Genomic DNA, 7,001 nt, shown 5'->3' on the forward strand with positions numbered 1-7,001 from the left:
GCGTCGGTACTGGCCGATTTTCGAAGCGGCGCAAGCTGCAAATCTGCCCATCGGCATCCACGTCTTCGGATACGCCGGTGAAGCGATCAGCCCGGCAGGCTGGCCTTCCTATTATCTCGAAGAAATGACTGAACATGCTCCCTCGGCGCAAGCGATGCTGGCTAGTATGATTTTCGAGGGGGTGTTCGAGCGCATTCCTGATACACGCATCGTGTTGCTCTAAGCCGGCCTCGCTTGGATGCCAGCACTTGGATGGCGGCTGGACCGACTTTGGGCTCGCATGCGTGATGAGATTCCCCATGTCACCCGGCCGCCGTCCGAATACCTAAGGCAGCATCTTTGGCTCGCGACGCAGCCTATGGAAGAGCCGGAGAACAAGCGGCACCTCATCGATGTCCTCGACTGGATCGGGCATGACCGCGTCGTATTTTCGTCCGATTACCCACATTGGGATTTCGACGATCCACGACATTCATTGCCTCCGCACATCGATCCGAAACTCAGGCGCGCGATCCTGTATGAGAATGCCGCGGCGCTGTACGGAACGACACGATGAAGCGCTATGCGGTTGCCGCCGTAGGCGACATTCCCGAGGGAGGACGGCTGAAAGTCGAGGTAGCCGGTCGTGCGATCGTGATCTTTCACGTCGACGGATCCTTTTATGCGTTGGCCGATCGATGTCCACATCAGGGTGGACCTCTTTCGGAAGGCGATCAGATCGGAGAGCTTCGTGCCTCGGCTCCCGGGCAGCACCGTTATTGTCGGCGCAACATGATAATCCGGTGCCCTTGGCATCATTGGGAGTTTGACATAAAGACCGGACTTTCACAGATTGACCCGGCGCGCCTCAAGGTGCGCACATATCAGACGGCTTTGGGCAATCATCCAGACTGCATCACGGATGCAACGCTTATCGCGACAGCTTTCGAAACCACAGAGGAAGCTGAAATCGTCTACGTCGCGCTCTAAGTGCTCTATATCTTGCCTCCACCATCCAAAGGACGGCTCAGTTGAACGTCGGAACAGGGGCCGGAAGGAGAATGGCAGCTTCAGTTTGCCAATCACGAAAAGCGGACATTATGGTCGGCATCAGCATCGACCTCCTGAGTTACCGCGGATTTCGAAGCACTACCGTACTCAGTCCTTGACTCTGTCGGAACAAAACAGAAACATACGCTCTGGCGCCTCCGATATGAAGCTATCGCGCTGACCTTTGGGTCCTGACTTACAGTTGGTGCGGATTTTACCCAAGGAACGTCGTACTGCCACTCGAATTCGGTTCACCTCAGCTTGCAATAGGCAGCGTCGACCAGGAAGACTATTTGCCTGCACTACTGGCCACACAAGCCGTACTCGCTGCGGCGATCCACGACCGTACAACCTATCAGCGTCGCCCGTCTAGCAAAGCGACCGACCTGGGCCAGACACTCGAGCTACGGCTTAACGATGGAGTGCCCAAGGGCGCTGGCCCGTCTGAGTACTTCATAGAGAACCAGGCCGGTCCCTTTGTCGGCGAGTATACTTAGCCAGCCTTCTGGTTGTGATGCATCCGATGTTTGTTGGCGTGATGGTGATGGTGGTGATGGCGGTGATGATGCATCGGTGCGGAATTGGTCACAGCCATGTGCCGGTGATGGAGGCGGTGTGGATTTGTTGTTGCATCAGCGTGCCCGACGCCTATGAAGGCAAGCGCAACTGCGACGCTGAAAGCTGAGATGAGGGAATTTTTCATGTTTCGTTACCTTTTCTCAAGTTGCATCAGGTCGATGACCCGCTGCTGCGGAAGTCATTATAGTCCCTTACTTTTCAACCGTGTTTCTGGAGTGTAGAATTATATTTCTGGATTGTTTCCAAAACCTTCTTGCACTTGGTGTGGAAACTCAAGAGTTGGCCAATTAGATCTTGCGCGGATCCCAGTCGAGCAAAAAGCCGATCTCGCTCGGAATTCCGTCTTGGAAGTTGATCGTCTGCACTTTAAGTCTGTAACCAGCTGGCTTGCCGAAGGCCTGATATCGGTCGTAAAACTCTTTTGGCTTACCTTGGAGCGTTTGCGGCCAGTCGCGGTCCGCGTTGTTTATTGCCTGGCCCCCGTCGATGCAGAGCGCAGCCGGAAAACAGTAGACGAGCGCCTCGAACTTTCCGCTGTGAAGCGCATTTACCACCCGGCGGTGAACCATTGCGATTTCGTGCTCAGTCACTCCCTCCCCGAGGAAATCAGCAACAAAGTCGGTGCCTTTTCTCCTCGCTCTGTCTGCTCTTTCAGCCTCCCCTAGCTGCCGTTTGGGAATCGACATACGAAGCTCCTCCGCAGTTGCGGGCGGCTTGTCCCGATCGGACTTGATGCTTTCGGCCATTCTCTCGCCCCCTCGTTCGCAAGGCGCGACGGCGACAACACGGACATATTTGGGATTTCTCTCCCGAGCGGTCTTCGGTGGAGTTCTCTAAAAAAGCCGGGCGGCCAAACGCCCAATCAATGCCGCCGGCGCGGATGAAGCATTCCGAAAGCTAAACCGGTCCTGATCCCGCTGTCCATTGTCCCGGAGGGCAACTTCCAGACGCCCGAACACCGGTTAGCGCTCTCAATAATGCTTCGGCCAAATCTCAGCTAACAAGGAGGTGATACCGATCCGCAATGTGTGGGGCAACACGCCTCGCGTTGATGGGCGAAGGTCCCAGACTAGGTTGAAGCCTTGTAGATCGCGTCAAACAGCAGGCGTGCGGCAAACGGCTTGCGCAGATAAGCTGTGCAGCCCGCCTCTATGGCTCGAAGCTGCGTGGCCTCGTTGTCGAACGCTGTCATGAATACGATCGGAATGTCCGATCCCAAATCCGCCAGCCGACGCTGCAGTTCGAAACCGTCCATAGTTCCCAACTGCACATCGAGAACAAGACAGGTCGCTCGTGCCGGCGCTGTGCTGGAGAGGAATGCCTCAGCCGAACCGAAGACTTCCGACACAAGACCTTTCGCCCGCAAAAGACGTTGAATCCCTCTCAGCACATCGGGATCGTCGTCGACTACTGCCACCATCAATGGCTTTGGTTGCACCGAGCGATTCCTTGGAGCTGGCGCCATGCGGGGGGCGAAAGCACAGCAGCCACTGTGTTATGCTGTCATGACCGTAAGGTGCGATCGCTCCGTCGGATATTGTACTTGGGGGCCGATTCTTCTCGCCATTATCGTGAAGAACTTGCTCAGCAAAATGCAAAACCTGGCAACCTAGCACCACGTCACGCATCTAGGCCCTGACCGCATCCGGGGCACTCAGTCTTTCGGAAAGGGAGACTAGCTCTACAACCGATCGAACTTTGAGCTTGAACATCACTTCATGGCGATGCGCCTTGACCGTACGCACCGACGTCCGCAATTCAAATGCAATCTGCTTGTTGAGCTTACCGCGGACAACCAGCGCAAAAACCGCCTTTTGACGGGGTGTCAACGTATCGACCAGCCTGCGCAACGCGCCTAGCCGATCATAGTGTTCATGCGCTGTCTCCGACCGCAGAAACGCACGTCTGACGGAACCAAGCAACAGCTCTTTGGGCACAGGCTTTGAGAGGAAGTCTTCAGCCCCTGCCTTGGTTGCCCGCACGCACATCGGGATATCGCCATGGCCGGTTAAAAAAATAATCGGAATCAAGCATCCACGATCAGCCATTCCATCCTGAAGTTCCAGCCCACTTAGGCCTGGCATTTGGACATCGAGTAGAATGCAGCCGCATGCATCAACCGGCGCCTGCTCCAGGAATTGTGTTGCCGACTCGTAAACAATTACGTGAAAGCCTGAGGCTCGCAGTAGTCGGGCAATTGACGCGCGAAACGATGCGTCGTCATCGACAACATGGATGGCCGGAGACCTAGCGACTACGCCGGGAACTCTATGGTCAGCGGAAGGGTGACACGAAACATCGCCCCTCCCTGCGGTACGTTCTCCGCCCATATCAGTCCTCCATGATTTTCCACGATCGCGCGGGCGATGGACAACCCTAGGCCCGTGCCCTCCTGTTTGGTCGTGAAGAACGGCTCGAAAATCAGTTCCAACCAGTCGGCCGGAATACCTGGACCGGAATCCGCGACCGAGATTTCGGCGGTGTATGCGCCGACACGGGCGGTTTGGATCACCAGCGTAGGCACGCCGGAGGCGGATCCGCCAATTGCATCCACCCCGTTCAGAGCCAGATTCAAAACGACCTGTTGTAGCTGAATTGGATCGGCACGAATTGGCAGAGAGCCCTGCTCTCGGCCGACACTCAGTAGAACACCCTTGGCCGCGGCATAGGGTCGGAGGATATCGCGTACGATGCTGACTGTGTGATTCAGATCAATTTCATGGAGTGCGACCTCACTCTTTCGAAGAAAGCCGCGCATGTGGCTGATCACGTCAGCTGCGCGCTGATCGTCCCGGCGAATGTCGGCGAGGATCTCCTTGACCTGATCCAGATCAGGTGGGTTCGCCGAAAGGAGAATCTCCGCGGCCTCGGCGTTGGCCATGATCGCAGCTAAGGGCTGGTTTAGTTCGTGTGAAATTGCAGATGACAGGATTGCAGCGTCGGCACTGCGGTTCAGATCGGCAACCTCGAGCAGGTGACGTCGCATCTCGCCAGGCGGCTGCCGATTGCCTTCGGTATCGACACACGAGCCGATATAGCCCAGAAACCTTCCATCGTGATCATAGCGTGGAATTCCCGTAAAGTCGATCCAGCGATAGATCCCGTCATGTCGCAGGAGACGATATTCCATTCGGAATTCTTTCTGATCGTCAAAGTGACTGGCGTAACAGTCCAAGCATCGAGCACGATCGTCTGGGTGCACTCCCTCGGTCCACCCGCTCCCCACCTCTGCCTCAATGCTGCGTCCCGTGAATTTCAGCCAAGGCCGATTGAGCCAGTTACACAGCTTGTCCTGGCCGGACACCCAGATCATTACGGGCGCGATATCCATGACGTCGCAGAACCGAATATCTAGCCCCACTGGGAGCTCGAAATCCGACCCGCCGGTGGTGCACTCATCCATGTTGCCGCCTAGCTAGACCACCCAGCCACACCATGTTTATATTAGATATGCCACAGACCGGTGACAATAGATATTCTGTCGGATTCGTACAACTGACGGTAGTCAAAGGAAGGGACCGAGCCTAGCTTGCTGGCAGGCGTATGAAATATAAATGCGGCGCTTGTAATATCACGATCAGCGGCTGATTTTTCCTGAAAAATTTGTCTAATTGAAAAACCACGATTATTCATGATAAACTCGGCAACGGACTTTCTAATAAGGAGTCTTCTTCTCTCTATTGAAAATATCCGCCGCAGAGTCTCCCGTCGCCACTCTGTTTTCGAGGACAAACTGCGGGCGTAATAGTTATGCTCATTTTTGCATCACAACCAGGGGCCATGACCTGGATTTAGACGACCGTGCAATCCGAGATGATTGCGCTACAGAGAGTAAAGCTAAGGACGAAGTCCATGCGTCGCTTTGGAGACGCGCCGGTCGGACAGCTCCTGAAGTGCGGGATCCGCGCAAGCGTCTTCCGCGCCGGAAAGCCGTCCTGACTTGGACAGATCTCGGCAGTCAGACTTCAGTTGGCTGTTAGCCTGCAACCAGTTCGAGCAGCTTCTGATACCGCGGATGGCTGCGGATAGGGTCGAGATCCGAATCGTTCTTGAATCGCAACTTCAGGTCGGGGCCCACCTGGTGCAGATACATCTCCAGCAGGTCGATTGCCCGGTCGGACTCGCCTAACATCGAATAGACACACGCCGCGTTGTAGCGAGTGCCACTGTCCTCCGGGTCGATGGCCAGCGCTCGCGCCAGCCACTGCTTCGCCTGCTCGCCGTCGCCCAGGGCTACGAGCGCGCACGCTCCCAACTGCGCGGGCTTGGAGTCTTCAGGGTGCAGCCTAAGCGCTTCTTCGGCTCGTTTCAGGCCGAGGCGCGCGTAACCTTTGGTTTCCAGTGTGCGGCCGAGGGATCGCAGCACATTCAAGAGCAGCACTGGCGAAATATAGTCGTCCGGTCTCAGTTCCAGGGCGCGGATGTAGTGTTCCGCCGCTTGCTCGAAATCGCCGGCAGTCACGCTGAAATCGGCATAGTGATAGTGTGCCTCGTGGCAATTGGGATCGAGCGCCAGCGCCTGAAGCAAGGCTGACTGTGCTTCAGTGCGTCTATTGGCAACCATCAAAGCGTAGCCATGCGCGGCATGAGCCTCGGCCAGATGCGGATCGATTGCCAAAGCCTTGCTGATGCAGGCGAGGATTTCTTCGATCGGGGTCGATGCGCCGTGCTTCGAAACGAGACGCGCATCGCAATCGGCCATGCCGGCATAGGCTCGGGCATAGAGCGGGTCCAACTCCACGGCCCTTGCGAACATCCGCCGCGCCAGCATCAGCGAGGATTTCGTCCCCATGTGAAATATCTGACGGGCCCTCAGATATTGGGTGTAGGCCTCCACGTTGTCGGTCCGCGACCGCCCGATGGCCTCCTTTTCCTGTGGCAGAAGCTGGACTTTCAGCTGTTCGACGATCGCGTGGGTTATCTCGTCCTGAACCGCGAAAATGTCTGAGAGATCGCGGTCGTAGCGGTCGGCCCACAGGTGTCCGCCGGTCGAGCCGTCAACCAATTGCGCGTTAATCCTGACCCGGTTCCCCGCTTTCCGGACGCTCCCCTCGACAATGTAAGAGACCCCCAATTGTCTGGCGATGCCCTCGAGATCGACAGCCTGGCCCCTGTAGGTAAACACGGTATTGCGACCAAGAACGAACAGCCCCGAGACTTTCGAGAGATCGGTTATGATGTCCTCAGTCATACCGTCGCTGAAGAACTCCTGCTCAGGGTCGTTGCTCATATTAGAGAAGGGCAGGATCGCCACCGATGGTTTGTCGGGCCGCGCCCTCCGCTTACCCCCCGCCACGGCTTCTGGCGTCATCCCGCCGCCGAGGTTGACAAAAAAGACATGCACCGGCTGGACGATGTTCTTGACGGCCTTCTCACCTTGGTCGACGAATTCC

The 7,001-nt window shown here is 56.4% G+C and carries 8 protein-coding genes and 1 pseudogene; 4 read left to right on the forward strand and 5 right to left on the reverse strand.

Annotated features, from left to right (window positions below; all coding sequences use genetic code 11):
- The 4 genes and pseudogenes from FJ938_RS30490 to FJ938_RS29670 all read left to right on the forward strand — a co-directional run.
- A pseudogene (locus FJ938_RS30490) lies at positions 1 to 223 on the forward strand (amidohydrolase family protein); the annotation flags it as partial.
- Positions 224 to 238: 15 nt separating this feature from the next.
- On the forward strand, positions 239 to 556 hold the full coding sequence (locus FJ938_RS30495; RefSeq protein ID WP_140700058.1) for an amidohydrolase family protein: 318 nt from the start codon (positions 239 to 241) through the stop codon (positions 554 to 556).
- Positions 553 to 969 (forward strand): Rieske (2Fe-2S) protein, encoded by a 417-nt coding sequence (locus FJ938_RS29090; RefSeq protein ID WP_140700060.1) that lies wholly within the window; start codon positions 553 to 555, stop codon positions 967 to 969. Before FJ938_RS30495 ends, FJ938_RS29090 begins: the two co-directional genes overlap by 4 nt.
- A gap of 583 nt (positions 970 to 1,552) precedes the next feature.
- Positions 1,553 to 1,714: a hypothetical protein gene (locus tag FJ938_RS29670; RefSeq protein WP_181169214.1), complete on the forward strand. Its 162-nt coding sequence runs from the start codon at positions 1,553 to 1,555 to the stop codon at positions 1,712 to 1,714.
- 181 nt (positions 1,715 to 1,895) lie between these two features.
- Here FJ938_RS29670 and FJ938_RS29095 read toward each other — a convergent pair whose 3' ends face one another.
- The 5 genes from FJ938_RS29095 to FJ938_RS29115 all read right to left on the reverse strand — a co-directional run.
- Complete coding sequence (locus FJ938_RS29095; protein WP_140700063.1) at positions 1,896 to 2,354, reverse strand: histidine kinase; 459 nt, start codon at positions 2,352 to 2,354, stop codon at positions 1,896 to 1,898.
- Between the two features lie 323 nt (positions 2,355 to 2,677).
- On the reverse strand, positions 2,678 to 3,046 hold the full coding sequence (locus tag FJ938_RS29100) for a response regulator (RefSeq protein ID WP_246673592.1): 369 nt from the start codon (positions 3,044 to 3,046) through the stop codon (positions 2,678 to 2,680).
- Between the two features lie 190 nt (positions 3,047 to 3,236).
- Positions 3,237 to 3,845, reverse strand: a complete 609-nt coding sequence (locus FJ938_RS29105; RefSeq protein WP_246673594.1) for a response regulator — start codon at positions 3,843 to 3,845, stop codon at positions 3,237 to 3,239.
- Between the two features lie 17 nt (positions 3,846 to 3,862).
- Positions 3,863 to 5,011 (reverse strand): PAS domain-containing sensor histidine kinase, encoded by a 1,149-nt coding sequence (locus tag FJ938_RS29110; RefSeq protein ID WP_140700068.1) that lies wholly within the window; start codon positions 5,009 to 5,011, stop codon positions 3,863 to 3,865.
- Positions 5,012 to 5,584: 573 nt separating this feature from the next.
- On the reverse strand, positions 5,585 to 7,001 hold a 1,417-nt coding region (locus tag FJ938_RS29115; RefSeq protein WP_140700071.1), incomplete at its 5' end, for a tetratricopeptide repeat protein.

Source organism: Mesorhizobium sp. B2-4-14 (assembly GCF_006442155.1).
GTDB lineage: Bacteria > Pseudomonadota > Alphaproteobacteria > Rhizobiales > Rhizobiaceae > Mesorhizobium.

Bases quoted from the DNA above. Each gene is read 5' to 3' on its own strand.
- FJ938_RS30495 (WP_140700058.1), top strand. From the start codon at position 239: ATGCCAGCACTTGGATGGCGGCTGGACCGACTTTGGGCTCGCATGCGT.
- FJ938_RS29090 (WP_140700060.1), top strand. From the start codon at position 553: ATGAAGCGCTATGCGGTTGCCGCCGTAGGCGACATTCCCGAGGGAGGA.
- FJ938_RS29670 (WP_181169214.1), top strand. From the start codon at position 1,553: ATGTTTGTTGGCGTGATGGTGATGGTGGTGATGGCGGTGATGATGCAT.
- FJ938_RS29095 (WP_140700063.1), bottom strand. From the start codon at position 2,354: ATGGCCGAAAGCATCAAGTCCGATCGGGACAAGCCGCCCGCAACTGCG.
- FJ938_RS29110 (WP_140700068.1), bottom strand. From the start codon at position 5,011: ATGGATGAGTGCACCACCGGCGGGTCGGATTTCGAGCTCCCAGTGGGG.